Genomic DNA, 14613 nt, shown 5'->3' with positions numbered 1-14613 from the left:
AGGCGCTGCTCGCCGCGGGCGGCTTTCTTGTCATCGCGGCGCTGGCGGTGCGCAAGGTCCCCGGCGCGATTATCATCGGCGTGCTCGCCGTGACGGTGATCGCCGTCCTGTCGGGCCTCGAGCCGTGGCACGGGATGGCGTCCATGCCACCGTCGCTGGCGCCGACCTTCCTCGCCATGGACCTTTCGGAAATCTTTCAGTTTGCCACCATGGCCATGGTGCTGGCCTTGCTGCTCGTCATGATCTTGGATGCCGCCGGCACGCTGATTGGCGTCGCCCGCCAGGCGGGCTTTCTCAATGAGGACGGGCGGCTGCCGCGTCTGCGCCAAGCGTTGCTTGCGGACTCCGGCGCCGCGTCGCTTGGCGCCGTGCTCGGGACCTCGACCACCACCGCCTATATCGAGAGCGCCGCCGGCGTGGAGGAGGGCGGCCGCACGGGGCTCACGGCGGTGGTTGTGGCCGGGCTGTTCCTGCTCGCGCTGTTCCTCTCGCCGCTCGCCGACACCGTTCCGGTCTACGCCACCGCGCCGGCGATCCTGTTCGTCGCCTGTCTCATGGCCGCGAGTTTCGGCGCCATTCACTGGGAGGACGCGACCGAGTACATCCCTGCGCTCATCATCGCCTTGATGATGCCGCTCGCCTACTCGATTGCCACCGGCATTGGGCTCGGTTTTATCGCCTATGTGATTCTGAAAGCGCTCACCGGGCGCTTTCGCGACATCAATGCCGCGGTGGCGGTCATTGCGTTCGCCTTCCTGCTAAAGCTTGTCTTTGCTTGAGGTGGCGCCGTCTGCCTGGATGACGCTCAAGGACCCGTCGGTTTCCAAGACAACGCAAGCGGCTTGAGACACCTCGGACGTCCCATTCTCACGCAGGGCCGCTTCGACCTCTTCTTTCGTCACGCGCTGCGTTCGCATCGCTTCCGTGAGGTAGTTGCCGTCGCGCACGAGCAGCGTGGGCTCGCTCTTGATCAGGTTCTGCACCGGCTCAAAGCGCACGGAGAGCCAGGTGATGACGAACTGAAGACAGACCAGAAGGGCGAGCGCGAGGACGCCTTCCGCCAATGGTATGGAATTGTTCAGAATCACGGTCGCGAAGGTCGAACCCAGCGCCACGGTCACCACCAGGTCGAACGCATTCATCTTGCTCAAGGATCGCTTTCCCGAGATGCGAAGCAGGGCGATCAGGGCCGCGTAGGACAGCGTCCCCACGATCAGCACGCGTAGCAGGCCGAACCAGCTATCGAAGAACATTGGGCCCTCCACGAAAAAGTGGGCGGCACGAGGCCGCCCACATAACAGTCTTACTCAGGACCGCTCGATTACTCGACTGCGGTGTCGGCGTCATTTTCGGCATCGGCACGCTTATCGCGCTTCTCGTCGAGCCACACAAAACTCGGCGCGGCCTCGAGTTGCTCCTTCGTCGCGTCAATCACGACCACCTCGTTGTCATGCGTGACAGTGTCGTCGGTCGCATCCGCTGTATCGTCACCGTCGGCGTTGTTGTCCACGGCGTCTTCGTCACGGAACTTCAGGGCCTCGAACGGCACCCCGACATCCTTCTCGCCAAGACCGAGAAAGCCGCCGACGCCAACCGTAATGGCAACGACCTTGCCCTTCTCGTTGAGGATCACGTTGTTCACCTCGCCGAGAGTCTCGCCGTTGTTGTTCTCTACGCTCTTGCCGATCAGCGTCTGGGCCGTCCAATCGGAGGCGGACTGCTGGGTCACGTACTCGAAGGACGGGGGGCGGTGCCTTCCGGTCCGCGGCGTGTCCGCGTTCTTGTTCTCCGCCTTTTCGTTCATGGCCATGTTGCCGGCGCCGTCGACATCCGTCTCGTCGGTCACCTTGTCCATGGTCTTTTTGTCGGCCGATTTATCCATGGCCTTATCGTCATTGGCGGCAGTCTTGGCTGTCTTGCTCAGCTCGGTGTTGAGGTCGCGGGCCTCCTCGAGGTGCTCCTTGAGCGTCGGAACCGTGTCGACCGCCCACTCCTTCAAGGCATCATTGTCGCCTGACTTCGAGTAATCCTCGAACAGGTTCACGGCCTGCTCATGGGCCAGCACCTGCATCGGGATGTACGTCTGGTCGAACTTGGCGCCCGAAAGGTTCTTCAATTTGTCCAGATTGGCCTGATGCTTCTCATCAAGTTCGGTCGGCGGCTGAACGTCGATGTTTTCATCTTTGATGAGCTCCATCAAATCATCGGTGGTCTCGGTGTGGTCGTCGACCATTTGCTCACCGAAGTCCCGGACGTCCTCGCTTTTGGCCTTGTCGGCCGCGAGCTTGCCGGATTGAACCTCGAACATGTCGCTTATGGTTGCCTTGTTGACGAACTCTTCGGACGTCACGGCCAAGGCGGAAACGGATGTGGTGGCGAGCAAGGGCAAGGTAAGCGCCAGCGTCGCCGCAAAAGCGGTCGTTTTCATATATTCCTCCTGTATATGAGGGCCGCGCGGGGGAACGCGACCGTGTGTTCGATACGGGAACAACGGCATTGTGGCGCTCAAGTTCCCTAGCCTATTCTCTGAGATGGGAAATCGGGGCGTTCGGCTCCGGCATGGCGGTCCTCACATGCGGGAGGCCCTTGTAAGTGCCGGTTCTCCCGGCTAAGGAAGGGCGCCCAACCCAACACCTGAGGGTCTGACCGAGCCGATGAGCACTGAAGTGACCAAAAAGGGCGGGAATCCGCTCGTTATCTTCATTATTTCGCTCTGCGCGGCCATCGTCATGGCCGGCGGCTTCGCCATCGTGGTCGAGGCGTTCGTTATTGCCGCCGCCAACCTCTTCGAGCTCGGCTCCACCTTCATCTGGGTAGGCAGCGGCGCCAATGCTCTTCTTGCGGTGTGGTTTGCCATCTGGACTTTCGTCCGCTCCTGGCACGTGGAACGGCGCCTGCGCGCCGGTCTCGAGGTCGACGAGCCAAAGATGTCGATTCTCGCAAATATGAGAGGGTAGGCGGCTTTCGGCGGCCCGGAGGCCGCGCGAAACGGCGCGAATATCCACATGCGACGCGGACCAAAAGTCCGTATGGTCTAGCCAAAGCAACACGTCTTAGGGGGTTTCGGCAATGTCGGTTTGGGGAAAGCTCGCTGGAGCGCTGCGGGGCTCGCGATCGGTGGCCCGATCGGGGCGCTTCTCGGAGGCGTGGCGGGGCACTACGTCATCGACCGCGATCAGGAGCAGGACGGGCCGGCCGAGAACCAGGTGGCCTTCACCGTGGGCGTGATTGCGCTCGGCGCCAAGATGGCGAAGGCCGACGGCGTGGTCACCATGGACGAGGTCAACGCGTTCAAGGAAGTCTTCAAAGTGCCCGAAGGCGAGATGAAGAACGTGGCGCGAGTCTTCAATCTGGCCAAGCAGGACGTGTCCGGCTACGAGGCCTATGCCGAGCAGCTCGCGACCATGTTCAAAGGCAACCGCAAGCTGCTGGAAGACGTGCTCGATGGTCTGTTCCACATTGCCAAGGCCGACGAGGCGCTCCATCCCGGCGAGGAAGCGTTCCTGTCCCAGGTCGCGAACCGCTTCGGCTTCACCGAAACCGAGTTCAGCTACATCAAGGCGCGCCACGTGGTCGCCTCCAAGCGCAACCCCTATGAGGTGCTGGAGATCGAACCGAGCGTGACCAACGAGGCGCTGAAGGCCCAGTACCGCAAGCTCATCGCCGACAATCATCCCGACAAGCTGATGGCCCGCGGCGTGCCCAAGGAATTCATCGCCATCGCCACGGAGAAGGTCGCGACCATCAACGAGGCCTACGACGCGATCGCCAAGGAGCGCGGGCTTTAGGTCACGGCCTTGACGAACAACGATGTCATTCCCGCGAAGGCGGGAATCCAGTAATTACCACCTCGGTTCGTTACGATTGCCTTGGTTGCTGGATTGCGCATCGAGCGGGCAATGGCACTAAGCAGATGCCAAGATGACCACCCCGGACAGCACGCTCGCCACTGAGTGGCGCCCATCGCCGAATATCGAGCCGCGTCGCGAAGGCCGAGTGCCCGACATGCTGATCCTGCATTACACGGGCATGGAGTCGTGCGACGCCGCGCTCGATTGGCTGACATGCGAGGAAGCCAAGGTCTCCGCACACTATCTCGTCGACGAAGACGGGCGTATCACCCAGATGGTCGCCGAAGAGATGCGCGCCTGGCATGCGGGGCAAAGCCGCTGGGCTGGCGAGACGGATCTCAATTCATGCTCTATCGGCATCGAGATTCACAACCCGGGCCATGATTTTGACTATCCGGAATTTCCCGACGTGCAGATGAGGGCCGTCGAGGCGCTGTGCCTCGATATCCTCAGCCGCCACGCCATCCCGCCGGCGCGCATCCTCGCCCATTCCGACATTGCGCCGGGGCGGAAGCGTGATCCCGGCGAGCGGTTCGACTGGGAACGGCTAGCTCGCGCGGGGATCGGGCTCTGGGTCGCGCCGGTTCCCATTGGGGACGACGCGGGATTGGGCCAGGGCGATGAGAACGAGGCGGTCGCCGCCCTGCAACGCGGATTGCAGGAACTGGGCTACGGTGTGGAGGTAACCTCGACCTACGGCAAAGGTTTGGAGCAGGTCGTGGAGGCCTTTCAGCGCCACTTCCGCCCTGCGCGCGTGGATGGCCGCGCAGACCGCTCCACCTGCGAGACCTTGGCGCGGCTGCTTGCCGCCCGCGCGGAGGCAGCCGGCGTTTAGCGTAGCTCCTTCTTTACGCGCTGAGCCCGCGAGCGCCCGAAGCGAGCCCCAGCATGAGGATGCTGACCGGCGGCGGCTGTGAAAATCCGGTTCATGATCTGCCCTTCCATGACCTGACATGCGTCCACGCATGCCCAGTGGCACGCGCCCACACTGTAGGCGCGCTACCCCAAGCCCGCGCGGCAGTCCGCAGCGAGCGTTAAGGAGAGCTTGGCGCGATCGAACGATCTTTAGAGATTGGCGCGCACCTCTTCAGCCAAAAAGTGAGGCCCGCCCCTAGGGGGCGGGCCTCACAGCGATAGGTTGAGAACGGTGCGGTCTACTGGTTGTCGTTGTAGAAGGCTTCGGCCTTGGCGACATTGCCTTCCGGGTCTTCCATGAAGGCTTCCTTGGCGGATTGCTTGCTGAAGCAGTAGCGCTTGTCGCCAATCATCTCCTGGACCGAGCAGTCGGTAAATTTCTTAGTGCCCTCGGTGAGCCCATAGGCGCAGTTGTTCCCGAACTCGCCCAAATCCCCGGCGGCTAGCGCAACGGAACCGGAAGCAATCATCATGGCGCCAGCAAGGGTGGTGGCAAGGATAACCTTCTTCATAGACATCTCCTCTCAGACTTTGACCCCGTTCGGTCGTTTTGTGCGAACGTCAAACGTCAGAAAAAATCCCGGACGTCAATGGACAATTGCGCTGCCACGACACGGGGCGTCGAGCTGGACACACGAAAAAGGCCCGCCGATACCGGCGGGCCTTCTCATATCTCGCGGGTGCAAGAGTTACTGATTGTCGTTGTAGAAAGACTCGGCCTTGGCGAGGTTGCCTTCCGGGTCCTTCATGAACAGCGTCTTGGCCTCCTCGTTGCCGAAGCAATAGGTCTTGCCGTCGATCTCCGCGTTGACGGAGCAGTCGGTCTCTACCTTCTTGTCGAGCGCGAGGCCCATAGTGCACATATTGTCGTATTCACCGGTGGCGGCGAAGGCGGCGGTGGTGAACAGAAACGCGCCTGCAATCGCCGGAATGAGATAGGTCGCTTTCATCGTAGTTTCCTCCTGGTCTGGATCGAGGGGACACTCTGGCGCGAAGGGCGGCGAAGCCGGTCCGCGCATGGCGCCCACTCTACGGCGAAATAACGCTTGAGAAGTGTGACCGGGGTCACGGAAGGCCGGTCACGTTTTCGCGATCAGGGAAAAGCTCCGATCCCTTGTCCAGGAAGCGGACACCGACGGTGCGAGCCTAGAGCGTCTCTTCGAAGTCCATGCCCTCGAAGGTATAGCGGTCGACCTGGGTCCAAACCCCGTCTTCCTGCACCGGGACCTTGTGCACCTTGACCTTGTTGACCTTGAGCTTGCCGGTCTTCTCATCCACCCAGAAGTCGAGGTCGTAATACTCGTCCTTGCTGCCCGGCTTGCGGAAGTCGGTACAGGCGAAGTAATCGCCTTTTTCTTTGAGGTGACGCACGGGGCGGTGAATTTCGACGAACTGGAGCTTGAGATCCTCACCCGTCTTCTCGTCCTTGACGGTGATATTGCCGTCTTCGTCCTTGTTCTCGAGGATGTAGTCGTGGATCGCGCTCATCACCTGCCAAGCTCTGGCACCTTCGATACTGCCAGGGTGCTCCTGTACCGGCAGCCACCACCAGGCCACGGGTAGCCGCGTGATCATGAAATAGCCGTCGCCGTCGCGCTTCGGCCCCTTCTGCACGCGAATATCCATGAGGATGAGTTCGTCGCCTTCCGGTTTGAACCAGAAATCGAGCGCGTATTGCTTCTTCGGCTCGTCCTTCTCGTGAAAGATGACGTTGGCGAACCAGCCATAGCCTTCCATGCCGCGCACGATCTTGATCTCCTCGTAGACGAGGTTGAGATCGGTATCGAGCTTCGGGTCGTGGAACACGAATGTGCCGTCCTTGGAGCGCTCGGCGAGAACCTCCTCGACGCGGGCGTTCACGTCGGTGTCCTTGAAGACCTTGGCGCCGGATGCGGCGGCCGCGTGCTGCTTCTCAAGGAAGGCCTTCGCTTTGGCAATGTTGCCTTCCGGGTCCTTGAGGAAGGAGGCCTTCGAGTTCTCACTGGAGAAGCAGTAGACCTTACCGTTCTCGTCGCTCCAATTCACCGAACAATCGGTGCTGACCATCTGGCCGTCGGCGAGGCCCATGGCGCAGCTGTCGTCGAACTCGCCATGGGAGGGGGCCATAGACATGTCGTCTGCGGCACGGATTGCGGTCGCGCTGCCAAAGCTCAGCGCCGCGGCGAGCATTGCCGGGAGCGCCAGAGAGACGGAGAGCCTGAGGACGGGGCTATGAAACATTGTTCTGATTTCCTTGGGCGATTTTTTGCTGGAGTCCGAGCTGTCGTTTATTAGTTCGCTTTGGTGCATCCGGTCTGTGACTTAGGTCACCATCCGGACGTTTCAGGTCCGAGAGGCGGAGCGCAGAGCAGGTCGCGTGTCCTCCGGGTCGCCGGCGCGTAAGTGGCGAGCGCGGCCCGGTCGAGCACCTCGATGGAGCCGCGCGAGGAGCGCACCCAGCCCATCCGCTCCCATTCGGACAGATACCGGCTGATGACCTCGCGCACGCTGCCGAGGTCGAGCGCCAGCTGCTGATGTGTCTTCGAGACGATTCCGTTGGCGTCGGCTTCGGCTAGGATTCGGCGCGCCAGACGCAGGTCGAGGCTGGCGAACGCCACTTCGTCCACCAGCATGATGAGGCTCGACAGCAGGTCGCCGTAATTGCCGAGGACGTAGTGCCGGAACTTCGGCGAGGAGATCATGAGGCGGTGGAAAACATTGGCCGGCAGTGCGGCCAAAAGGACGTCAGCCTGGGCCGTGCTTTCCGCGGGGAAAGGGTTGCCGGCAATCAAGCATGAGGTTGTCAGCACGCAGGTTTCGCCCGGTCCCACCTGATAGAGCATGATCTCGCGGCCCGACTCCGAGGTCTTGAAGATCCGGGTCTGCCCTTCGATGCACATCACGTAGTTCTGGCAGGTCTGCCCTTGGTAGTAGGCGATGTCGCCTTCGCGCAGACGGTTGAACTGGGTGGCCCCGAGCAGCTCGCTCTTGGCTTCCGGTTCGAGCTCCGCGAGCTCGGGAAAGGCGTTGAGCCAGCGCGTGATCAGGATTCGGTTCGCCATCGCTCGACAAAGGTCCCGCTTGAAGCCGGAACGCCTGGAATCGGCGAAGGGCCAAAATCCGGGCAAACGCGGCAGATTGCCGCGAGCATATGGGAACAATGGCAAGGAGAGGGATCAAAAAGCCGTTACGAGCCGGGCTTGCGCCAGAGCGAGTTAAGGATGCCGGAGTCTCAAATGCTTGACGCGATGGACGCCAAACCCCTTATCTTGGGTTGTCAGCAGGCCGGATGGCCGCTCTGCCGCTTAGTATTTGCGTATGCGGCGGGGAGGAAAGTCCGGGCTCCTTGGAAGCACGGTGCCGGATAACCTCCGGCGGGGGCGACCCTAGGGAAAGTGCCACAGAAAGCAAACCGCCTGTCTGAAGCCTTCGGGCGGAAAGCGGGTAAGGGTGAAAGGGTGCGGTAAGAGCGCACCGCGTCTTTGGCAACAAAGGCGGCAAGGCAAACCCCACCGGGAGCAAGACCGAATAGGGGCGGCGCGGGCGAGAAATCGCTTATGTCTGTTTCCGGACAAGCCGCCCGGGTTGGTTGCACGAGGCGTCTCGCAAGAGACGCCCCAGATGAATGGCCATCACCTCGCGCAAGCGGGGAACAGAACCCGGCTTACAGGCTTGGTGACATGTTTAGGGCCGGCGTGAGGGTGATCCCCTCGCGCCGGCCTCCAAGTTTTTGCCGTCGATCCACCACATTTCCTGAAACCGATTAGCCTCCCGGCGCGTTGAATCCCAACATTTCGGCTCACCGAAAGGAGACTGACCATGCTTGGTTGGGCTTTGACGTTTCTTGTTATCGCGCTAATCGCCGGCCTGCTCGGCTTCGGCGGCATCGCCGGCGCATCTGCGAGCATTGCGCAGATCCTATTCTTTATTTTCCTGGTTCTGCTTGTGATCTCGCTCGTCATGCACTTCATGCGACGTGCGTAGCGAGACGGCACTGATTGAAGAGAAACGGCCGGCGCGGAATTCCGCGTCGGCCGTTTCTGCAAACGAGCGCCGGAGGAGGAGGGGCGCTTCGGCGCCTATTGATCACGCGAGATCGAAGCGATCGGCGTTCATCACCTTGGTCCACGCCGCCAAGAAGTCGTGCACGAACTTCTCCTTGGCGTCGTCCTGGGCATAAACCTCGGCCAGCGCCCGTAGCTGCGAGTTCGAGCCGAACACGAGATCGGCACGCGTGGCGGTCCACCTGGTCTCGCCCGTCGCACGGTCGCGCCCTTCGAACACGCCCTCGTCATCCTCTGCCGGGCTCCACGCGGTGCTCATATCCAGCAGATACACGAAGAAGTCGTTGCTGAGGGTCTCGGCGCGGTCGGTGAAGACGCCATGGCGGGACTGACCGTAATTGGCGCCGAGCATCCGCATGCCGCCGAGGAGAACCGTCATTTCCGGCGCGGTCAGCGTCAGGAGCTGCGCTTTGTCGATCAGCAACTCCTCGGTCGTGACGGTATATTTGGTCTTCTCGTAGTTGCGGAAACCGTCAGCCATCGGCTCGAGTACATCGAACGACTCAACGTCCGTTTGCTCCTGCGAAGCGTCCATCCGGCCCGGCGTGAAGGGAACCGTCACGGGATAGCCCGCTTTCTTGGCGGCCTCCTCGACGCCGACGCAACCGCCGAGCACGATCAGGTCGGCGAGTGACACTTTCTTGCCGCCGCTTGCCGCGCTGTTGAACGCCTGCTGGATGCCCTCGTAGACTCCCAGCACCTTGGCGAGTTGTTCCGGCTCGTTGATCTCCCAATCCCTCTGGGGAGCAAGACGAATCCGGGCGCCGTTCGCACCGCCGCGCTTGTCGGAACCGCGGAAGGTCGAGGCCGACGCCCACGCGGTCGTCACGAGCTGCGGAATCCATAGGCCGGAGCCGAGGATCTTCGCCTTGAGGTCGGCGACGTCCGCGTCATCGATCAGCGGATGATCGACCGCAGGGATCGGGTCCTGCCAGATCAAATCCTCGGCCGGAACTTCAGAGCCCAGATAGCGAGACTTCGGTCCCATATCGCGGTGGGTCAGCTTGAACCACGCCCGCGCGAAGGCATCGGCGAACTCATCCGGATTGGCATGGAAGTGGCGGGAGATCTTTTCGTATTCCGGATCCATGCGCATCGCGATGTCGGCGGTCGACATCATGACCGGCAGGCGCTTGGTCGGATCCTCCGGATCGGGCGCCATGTCCTCTTCGCGCAGATCTTTCGCGTGCCATTGCCAGGCGCCTGCGGGACTCTGGCCGAGCTCCCACTCATAGCCGAGCAGGAGGTCGAAATAGCCCATATCCCACTTGGTCGGATTGGAGGTCCAGGCGCCTTCCAGGCCGCTGGTGATGGTGTCGCGTCCCTTGCCGCTCTTCCAATTCGACAGCCAGCCGAAGCCCTGGGTTTCAATCGGCGCCGCTTCAGGCTCGACGCCAATCTGGTCCGTCGGACCTGCGCCGTGGGTCTTGCCGAAGGTGTGACCGCCGGCCGTCAGCGCCACGGTCTCGTAGTCGTTCATCGCCATGCGCGCGAACGTCTCGCGAATATCGTGGGCCGAGGCGAGAGGGTCGGGTTTTCCGTCGGGGCCCTCCGGATTCACGTAAATGAGGCCCATCTGCACGGCGGCGAGCGGGTTCTCCAGTTCACGGTCGCCGGAATAGCGCGCAAGCTCGTGATCGCTCGTGGCGAGCCACTCGTTCTCTCCGCCCCAGTAAATGTCTTCCTCGGGCTCGTAGATGTCCTCGCGGCCGCCGGCGAACCCGAACGTCTTTCCGCCCATCGACTCGATGGCGCAGTTGCCGGCCAGGATGAACAGGTCGGCCCAGGAAATCTTGTCGCCGTATTTCTTCTTGATCGGCCAAAGGAGCCGGCGCGCCTTGTCGAGATTGCCGTTGTCCGGCCAGCTATTGAGTGGCGCGAAACGCTGCGTTCCCGATCCGCCGCCGCCGCGGCCATCAGCCGTGCGGTAGGTGCCGGCGCTGTGCCACGCCATGCGAATGAAGAGTCCGCCATAGTGGCCGTAATCGGCCGGCCACCACATCTGGCTGTCGGTCATCAACGCGTAGAGGTCTTCCTTGATGGCGTTCAGATCGAGCTTCTTGAATTCTTCGGCGTAGTTGAAGCCCTTGCCCATGGGATCGGTCTTGGCCGAATTCTGGCTGAGAATCTTGAGGTTCAGCTGGTTCGGCCACCAATCGCGGTTTGACCGCATGCTCAGGTTCGTAGCGCCGTGCGCCACGGGGCAACCGCCCGCTTTATCGACTTTCGCGTCCATCATTCTCTCCGGTTGGGGAATTCTGGAGAGTACCTTGCGGTCAGCTTAGAATAAGTTCAAATCGTATTTGCCTATGGGCACGATAAGAAAAACTGATCTAAGGGTAAGTCGCTCAGTCGTTAAGGAAGCCTTGGATCAAGTCGAGTGTGGCCTCAGGCTGCTCCTCCTGAGGCATGTGCCCGCAGCCCTCGATGATCTTGAGCTCGGCGTCCGGCAACGTCCGCCTAAGCTTCAGGCCGACGTCGAGCGGCACGATGCGGTCGTGGTCGCACCAGGCGATCAGCGTCGGCGCCGCGATCGAGCGATAACGCTCGGAGAGTTCTTCGAGCCCCTCCGGTATGATCTGCCGCGCGCTGTGGATGATGGCGTGCTTGCCCGCCGCGGTCCGTAAGGGGGCCGCGTACATCTCAACCTCCTCGTCGTCGATCTTGCTGTTGTCGAGATAAGCGATCCTGAGGGCGATGCGTGTTTGAACGCTCGGCGGCACCATGCGCACGCCTACATGCGACAGAAACGGTGTGTCGAGTATACGGAAGAACACCGGGACGTCCTGGGGATAGGCGATCGTATCCAGCAGCACGAGTTTCGAGATGCGGCCCGTCAGGCGCGGGTCCTCGTCGAGCGCCAGCACCAGCACGACGCCGCCGCCGTAGGAATGCCCGACAAGCGTAAGATCGCGCAAATTGTTGTCGATGATGAGCTGCTTCAGGAGCTCGGCTTGATCGAAGACGGAGTAACGCTCGTCGAAGGGTTTGTCGGACTGGCCGAAGCCTTTGAGGTCGACGGCGATAACCCGGTGATTTTCCGCAAGCCCCGGCGCGATATTGCGCCAAGTGTAGGTGCTCGCGCCAAACCCGTGAACCAAAAGGACAGGCGAGCCGCGGCCCTTCTCCTCGTAGAAGAGTTTGACAGGCGCCTCCGGCGGCCCGAGCCGGGCAAAGCCCGGACCTTCATCGTCGCTGTTGGCGGCGTGAGCGCCTAGGGCAAGCGCGCACAAGGTTGCGGCAACCAAGCCGAGCACGCCCCTTAAGCTTGTTGCTGCCATCGCCGCCAAGTCCGTGGCCTTCATTCGGGCTGCCACTGGGCGCCCCAAATACGCAAACCGTGAGGCCACCGAATCGGGAACCTCGGACGTTAACCCTGCGTCCTTTCTACCGTGCTTCGCCACGGCGCGGCAATTGGCCTTGAACGCAAGCTAGAGGCAGCGGCTGGGACCTCCGAAGGGCGCGGAGTTTCCCACAAAAGCGCGCACTGCCCCGCTGCTTTCCATTGACGCCCATCATATCCCATGCTATCCCATAAATGCCCGTTCGGTGAGTGGGGTGGGGGAAGCAGGCAGCGCTTCCTTAGAGGCCACGGGGGGAACCGCGCCGCTTCTTCCACCCATTTTTCCAAAGGCGGGCGTCTGCGCCGAAGCGCTGTTGGTCCAGTTCCAGTCAATTTCGTCGGCTTCGAGGCGCGTGAGGGGGAGATGGACCAGTTTGTCTCGACATTCACCAACAAGGTCGACACCAAGGGCCGCGTCTCCGTCCCCGCTTCGTTTCGCACAGTCCTCGCCAAGGACGGGCTCGACGGCATCTACTGCTATCCGTCTCTTGACGCGCCCGCGCTCGACGCCGGCGGACAACTTCTCATCGATAAGATCAATCATCTGGTCGAAGATCTCGCGCCTTACTCCGATGAGCGCGATCAGCTCGCCACGGCCCTGTTCGGCACCAGCGAGATTCTCTCCATCGATCAGGACGGCCGTACGATTCTGTCCGAGCGCTTGCGCGAGCACGCAGGGATCACCGGCCACATTACTTTTGTCGGCTTGGGCGAAAAATTTCAGCTTTGGGAGCCGAAGCGCTTCGAAACTCATCTCGCGGAGGCACGCAACAAAGTGCGCGACCTTCGCAAGTTACTCGGCGCGGGGCGTCGCGGAAGCGGCGGGCCAGAGGGAGCACGGGAATGATGGCGAGTCGCGGCAGCACGGCTGCCGATGGCGGACTGACTCGCCACATTCCCGTGATGCTCTCCGAGGTCTTGGCGGCGCTCCAGCCTAGGGACGGCGACATCGTCGTCGACGGCACCTTCGGCGCCGGCGGCTACGCGAAGGCCATTCTCCACACAGCCAATTGCAGGGTCATCGCCATCGACCGCGATGCGGAGGCCTTTGCGCTTGCCGGCGCACTGGCTGAGGACTTTCCCGGACGGCTCATTGCCATGCTCGGCCGCTATAGCGAAATGGAAGCGCTTGCGGAGAGCGAAGGCTTCAAGGCGGTCGACGGCGTGGTGCTCGATCTCGGTGTCTCCTCCATGCAGCTCGATCAGGCCGAGCGCGGCTTCTCCTTCGCACAGGACGGCCCCCTCGACATGCGCATGGAGAATGAGGGCCCGACCGCGGCCGATCTGGTCAATAGCCTCGCAGAATCCGAGCTCGCGGATATTATTTATGTGTTCGGCGAGGAGCGCCGGTCGCGCGCGATTGCCAAGGCCATCGTCGCCAGGCGCGCCGAAGCGCCTATCACACGCACGAGCGAACTCGCCGACGTTGTCATAGGAGTCCTCGGCCGCAAGCGGGACGAGCCCAAGCACCCGGCCACCAGGACCTTTCAGGCTTTTCGCCTCTATCTCAACGCCGAGCTGGACGAGCTCGCCCAGGGTCTTTGCGCCGCCGAACGGCTTCTCAAGGCGGGCGGACGGCTCGTGGTCGTCACCTTCCATTCGCTCGAGGACCGCATTGCCAAGCGCTTCTTCGCCGGCCGCAGCGCCGCAGGGCCCAAGGCTCCCGGCACTTGCCCGACGCCGGCGGTGGAAGAATTTGCGCCAAGCTTTCAGCTTATTAACCGTCGTCCTTTAGAACCTAGTAACGATGAGATTCGGGGGAATCCGCGGGCCCGCTCGGCACGGCTGAGAGCCGGAGAGCGTACGGAAGCGCCCGCCCATCCGCTCGATCTCACCGCGCTGGGGGTACCCGGGGTGCGCGGTTAGGGTGTGTAGGCCGTGAGTAGGGGGAACGCGTCAGTTCAAGTCGCGCGTTGGTGTCATGTTGCGTTTCGTCAATATCTGTCTTGTTCTTGGCCTCGTGGCGCTGGCTTATGTCATCTACCAGGTGAAGTACGAGGCCCGTGCGCTCGATGAGCGCATCGTCGTTCTGCACAAGGAGATTGAGGAGGAGCGCGACGCGCTTGCGGTGGCGCGCGCCGAATGGAGCCTGCTTAACCGCCCTGAACGGATCGAGCGGCTCGCCAAGAAATATCTCAAGCTCGCACCGGCGAATCCCCAGCAGCTTGTCATCCTCGATGAGGTAACCGAGCGCGACCTGGCGCGCGGTGGCGCGCCCATTGTGTCCACCAAAGCTGCCGCCCTTAAGGCCCAGTAGACGGGACCCGAACGATCTTGCGCCAGACCGATAAATCCGATCCGGCCGAAGCGCGCGCGCAGCGCGCCTACCATGCCCGCTGCCGGTACTCGCTTCCGCTTAGCCTGCTCTCGCGTTCGCGCTCGCCTTGTTCTGATCGGCGGGCGGCGTGGGTGTCGCTCGGCTCGCTGGCACCGAGGAAGCCGCCGGCGGCGCGCGTACTGA

At 62.1% G+C, this 14613-nt stretch carries 16 protein-coding genes and 1 other RNA gene; 9 read left to right on the top strand and 8 right to left on the bottom strand.

The window, feature by feature from the left end; genetic code table 11:
• The coding region (locus tag AUC71_RS02040) for an NCS2 family permease (protein WP_141701383.1) at positions 1 to 779 on the top strand (779 nt) is incomplete at its 5' end.
• Here the strand turns inward: AUC71_RS02040 and AUC71_RS02035 are convergent.
• Together AUC71_RS02035 and AUC71_RS02030 are read right to left on the bottom strand one after the other, a co-directional pair.
• A complete protein-coding gene (locus AUC71_RS02035) occupies positions 759 to 1253 on the bottom strand; it encodes a DUF421 domain-containing protein (protein ID WP_069622928.1) in 495 nt (164 codons plus the stop codon). The two genes, AUC71_RS02040 and AUC71_RS02035, sit on opposite strands and share 21 nt — an antisense overlap.
• A gap of 68 nt (positions 1254 to 1321) precedes the next feature.
• A complete protein-coding gene (locus tag AUC71_RS02030) occupies positions 1322 to 2428 on the bottom strand; it encodes a DUF4142 domain-containing protein (protein WP_069622927.1) in 1107 nt (368 codons plus the stop codon).
• A 226-nt stretch (positions 2429 to 2654) separates the two neighbouring features.
• Here AUC71_RS02030 and AUC71_RS02025 point away from each other — a divergent pair, with 226 nt between their 5' ends.
• The 3 genes from AUC71_RS02025 (at position 2655) to AUC71_RS02015 (ending at position 4686) form a co-directional block, all read left to right on the top strand.
• A complete protein-coding gene (locus AUC71_RS02025) occupies positions 2655 to 2957 on the top strand; it encodes a hypothetical protein (RefSeq protein ID WP_069622926.1) in 303 nt (100 codons plus the stop codon).
• A gap of 189 nt (positions 2958 to 3146) precedes the next feature.
• Entirely contained in the window at positions 3147 to 3788 is a 642-nt protein-coding gene (locus tag AUC71_RS02020; protein WP_342021585.1) for a TerB family tellurite resistance protein, read from the top strand.
• Positions 3789 to 3921: 133 nt separating this feature from the next.
• Entirely contained in the window at positions 3922 to 4686 is a 765-nt protein-coding gene (locus AUC71_RS02015; protein ID WP_069622925.1) for an N-acetylmuramoyl-L-alanine amidase, read from the top strand.
• Between the two features lie 319 nt (positions 4687 to 5005).
• On the opposite strand, the gene AUC71_RS02010 is transcribed toward AUC71_RS02015, so the two are convergent.
• From AUC71_RS02010 to AUC71_RS01995, 4 genes are all read right to left on the bottom strand, one after another.
• Entirely contained in the window at positions 5006 to 5278 is a 273-nt protein-coding gene (locus tag AUC71_RS02010; protein ID WP_069622924.1) for a hypothetical protein, read from the bottom strand.
• A gap of 177 nt (positions 5279 to 5455) precedes the next feature.
• Positions 5456 to 5716 (bottom strand): hypothetical protein, encoded by a 261-nt coding sequence (locus tag AUC71_RS02005; protein WP_141701380.1) that lies wholly within the window; start codon positions 5714 to 5716, stop codon positions 5456 to 5458.
• Between the two features lie 196 nt (positions 5717 to 5912).
• A complete protein-coding gene (locus AUC71_RS02000; RefSeq protein ID WP_204376611.1) occupies positions 5913 to 6986 on the bottom strand; it encodes a hypothetical protein in 1074 nt (357 codons plus the stop codon).
• Positions 6987 to 7072: 86 nt separating this feature from the next.
• Complete coding sequence (locus tag AUC71_RS01995) at positions 7073 to 7807, bottom strand: Crp/Fnr family transcriptional regulator (RefSeq protein ID WP_069622922.1); 735 nt, start codon at positions 7805 to 7807, stop codon at positions 7073 to 7075.
• A gap of 215 nt (positions 7808 to 8022) precedes the next feature.
• Here AUC71_RS01995 and rnpB point away from each other — a divergent pair.
• Together rnpB and AUC71_RS01985 are read left to right on the top strand one after the other, a co-directional pair.
• Positions 8023 to 8428, top strand: an RNA gene (gene rnpB, locus AUC71_RS01990) — RNase P RNA component class A.
• 136 nt (positions 8429 to 8564) lie between these two features.
• Entirely contained in the window at positions 8565 to 8729 is a 165-nt protein-coding gene (locus AUC71_RS01985; protein WP_069622921.1) for a DUF1328 domain-containing protein, read from the top strand.
• 102 nt (positions 8730 to 8831) lie between these two features.
• On the opposite strand, the gene katG is transcribed toward AUC71_RS01985, so the two are convergent.
• Together katG and AUC71_RS01975 are read right to left on the bottom strand one after the other, a co-directional pair.
• Entirely contained in the window at positions 8832 to 11045 is a 2214-nt protein-coding gene (katG, locus tag AUC71_RS01980) for a catalase/peroxidase HPI (RefSeq protein WP_069622929.1), read from the bottom strand.
• 112 nt (positions 11046 to 11157) lie between these two features.
• Complete coding sequence (locus AUC71_RS01975) at positions 11158 to 12126, bottom strand: alpha/beta fold hydrolase (protein ID WP_204376610.1); 969 nt, start codon at positions 12124 to 12126, stop codon at positions 11158 to 11160.
• 390 nt (positions 12127 to 12516) lie between these two features.
• Here AUC71_RS01975 and mraZ point away from each other — a divergent pair, with 390 nt between their 5' ends.
• From mraZ to ftsL, 3 genes are read left to right on the top strand one after another with little or no spacing between them, the layout of a single operon-like run.
• The gene (mraZ, locus tag AUC71_RS01970) at positions 12517 to 12999 is read left to right on the top strand and encodes a division/cell wall cluster transcriptional repressor MraZ (RefSeq protein WP_069622919.1); all 483 of its coding nucleotides are present in this window, start codon (positions 12517 to 12519) and stop codon (positions 12997 to 12999) included.
• Entirely contained in the window at positions 12996 to 14018 is a 1023-nt protein-coding gene (gene rsmH / locus AUC71_RS01965; protein WP_342021581.1) for a 16S rRNA (cytosine(1402)-N(4))-methyltransferase RsmH, read from the top strand. Before mraZ ends, rsmH begins: the two co-directional genes overlap by 4 nt.
• Before the next feature lie 55 nt (positions 14019 to 14073).
• Positions 14074 to 14409 carry a cell division protein FtsL gene (gene ftsL, locus AUC71_RS01960; protein ID WP_069622917.1) on the top strand — a complete coding sequence of 112 codons (336 nt, stop codon included), beginning with the start codon at positions 14074 to 14076 and terminating at the stop codon, positions 14407 to 14409.
• Positions 14410 to 14613: the final 204 nt, after the last annotated feature.

Origin of the sequence: Methyloceanibacter marginalis, from assembly GCF_001723295.1 — a bacterium.
Classification (GTDB): Bacteria; Pseudomonadota; Alphaproteobacteria; order Rhizobiales; family Methyloligellaceae; genus Methyloceanibacter; species Methyloceanibacter marginalis.
The sequence above is the reverse complement of the archived record's forward strand: the minus strand, read 5'-3'. Positions and strand labels throughout refer to the sequence as shown.

What these genes read in the sequence shown, in the direction of transcription:
- ftsL (WP_069622917.1), top strand. Translation starts at nt 14,074, where the DNA reads ATGTTGCGTTTCGTCAATATCTGTCTTGTTCTTGGCCTCGTGGCGCTG.
- katG (WP_069622929.1), bottom strand. Translation starts at nt 11,045, where the DNA reads ATGGACGCGAAAGTCGATAAAGCGGGCGGTTGCCCCGTGGCGCACGGC.
- AUC71_RS02005 (WP_141701380.1), bottom strand. Translation starts at nt 5,716, where the DNA reads ATGAAAGCGACCTATCTCATTCCGGCGATTGCAGGCGCGTTTCTGTTC.
- AUC71_RS02025 (WP_069622926.1), top strand. Translation starts at nt 2,655, where the DNA reads ATGAGCACTGAAGTGACCAAAAAGGGCGGGAATCCGCTCGTTATCTTC.
- mraZ (WP_069622919.1), top strand. Translation starts at nt 12,517, where the DNA reads ATGGACCAGTTTGTCTCGACATTCACCAACAAGGTCGACACCAAGGGC.
- AUC71_RS02000 (WP_204376611.1), bottom strand. Translation starts at nt 6,986, where the DNA reads ATGTTTCATAGCCCCGTCCTCAGGCTCTCCGTCTCTCTGGCGCTCCCG.
- AUC71_RS01985 (WP_069622921.1), top strand. Translation starts at nt 8,565, where the DNA reads ATGCTTGGTTGGGCTTTGACGTTTCTTGTTATCGCGCTAATCGCCGGC.
- rsmH (WP_342021581.1), top strand. Translation starts at nt 12,996, where the DNA reads ATGATGGCGAGTCGCGGCAGCACGGCTGCCGATGGCGGACTGACTCGC.
- AUC71_RS02015 (WP_069622925.1), top strand. Translation starts at nt 3,922, where the DNA reads ATGACCACCCCGGACAGCACGCTCGCCACTGAGTGGCGCCCATCGCCG.
- AUC71_RS02035 (WP_069622928.1), bottom strand. Translation starts at nt 1,253, where the DNA reads ATGTTCTTCGATAGCTGGTTCGGCCTGCTACGCGTGCTGATCGTGGGG.
- AUC71_RS02030 (WP_069622927.1), bottom strand. Translation starts at nt 2,428, where the DNA reads ATGAAAACGACCGCTTTTGCGGCGACGCTGGCGCTTACCTTGCCCTTG.
- AUC71_RS01995 (WP_069622922.1), bottom strand. Translation starts at nt 7,807, where the DNA reads ATGGCGAACCGAATCCTGATCACGCGCTGGCTCAACGCCTTTCCCGAG.
- AUC71_RS02010 (WP_069622924.1), bottom strand. Translation starts at nt 5,278, where the DNA reads ATGAAGAAGGTTATCCTTGCCACCACCCTTGCTGGCGCCATGATGATT.